Source organism: Desulfovulcanus sp., assembly GCF_982781345.1.
In genome coordinates this window covers 1-1162 of the sequence record NZ_CEYAEZ010000190.1, presented here as the reverse complement: position 1 = coordinate 1162, position 1162 = coordinate 1, and the positions used below count along the sequence as shown (strand labels likewise).

2 protein-coding genes are annotated in these 1162 nt (G+C 31.3%); both read left to right on the top strand.

The features are described from left to right. Nucleotides 1–73: 73 nt before the first annotated feature. Complete coding sequence (locus AC3WVG_RS12155) at nucleotides 74–319, top strand: hypothetical protein (RefSeq protein WP_488798381.1); 246 nt, start codon at nucleotides 74–76, stop codon at nucleotides 317–319. After that, nucleotides 316–1089 (top strand): hypothetical protein, encoded by a 774-nt coding sequence (locus AC3WVG_RS12150; RefSeq protein ID WP_488798380.1) that lies wholly within the window; start codon nucleotides 316–318, stop codon nucleotides 1087–1089. The genes AC3WVG_RS12155 and AC3WVG_RS12150 overlap by 4 nt, the downstream gene beginning before the upstream one ends. The last annotated feature ends 73 nt before the right edge of the window (nucleotides 1090–1162 follow it).

The following is a 1162-nucleotide window of genomic DNA, read 5'->3' as shown; positions in this document are numbered from 1 at the left end:
AACTTTTCCTTTTAATATTTTACAGTTACAAATTATGAAAAACGTTAAAACTTGAGACTGAGCAATTACACACATGCAGAAGAGTAGAAAAGCAATACTCTTAATGTTTGGTATAATAGCACTAATAACAGCAATAATAGTAACAGCACTTGGACTAGCTGGTATAAGTTTAGAAGAGCCAGAAGATATAGCAGCAACAAAGATACTACACCTAAAGATATTTCAAGTAGTACCTGACCCAACAGCTGACTTTATAGCAATAGTACTTCCACTCATAGTTGGTATAGTGATAGGATATATAATAGGTGATAAGTTATGACATTCGTAATAGATTACGATCAATTAGTACCAATAATGTTCTTTATAGGAGTTGGTATAGGATATGTGCTGAGAAAGATAGTTAAGAGAAGAAGTGCAATTCTTGCAAGAGCAATACTATTCTTACTAATATTTGTAATAATATTCTTAACAACATGTAAGATGTTTCTACTAGGACTATCAGCAATATCTCTCACAACCGCATTTTCAATAGTGTCATCTCATAGAGAGAGGGAGAGATATTTAGCATATATGGGTACTATAGGATTAACATTGTCAGCAATAGCTATATCAATGCTACTATGTGGATTATATACTGAGACACAATTACTCATACTTAGAGTCTTAACAATAGGTATGTTATATATATCTCTAATACTTACACTACCCGTAACATCTCTAGCATATATGGTAAGACTATTCTTCGGAAATTCATTGACAATGATGTTCTTAACAACATACTTAATATTTAGAAAAGTTGTAAGTATAATTGAAGAATTTACAACAAGCTTAAAGATTCATGAACAATATATAAGAGGGATAATTAATAAGGTGAAATTTTCAATAGATGTGTTGAAGAGACGTGTAGTACCAATTTTAGAGAAAGCTATTGATGATATAACAGCATCATTATGCTCGAGAGGTATAGATATAACAGGATGTAATGTGAAAATACCATTACAGGTAAAATTTACGAGAGATGATGCACTACTACTTACATCATTCACAGTACCAATACTACTACTTGCAGTACTATGTCACCTATTATAGAAGTTGAAGATATGTACTTCAGGTATAGGTCAGGAGAAGATTGGATACTTAAAGGAATAAATATGAGTATTGA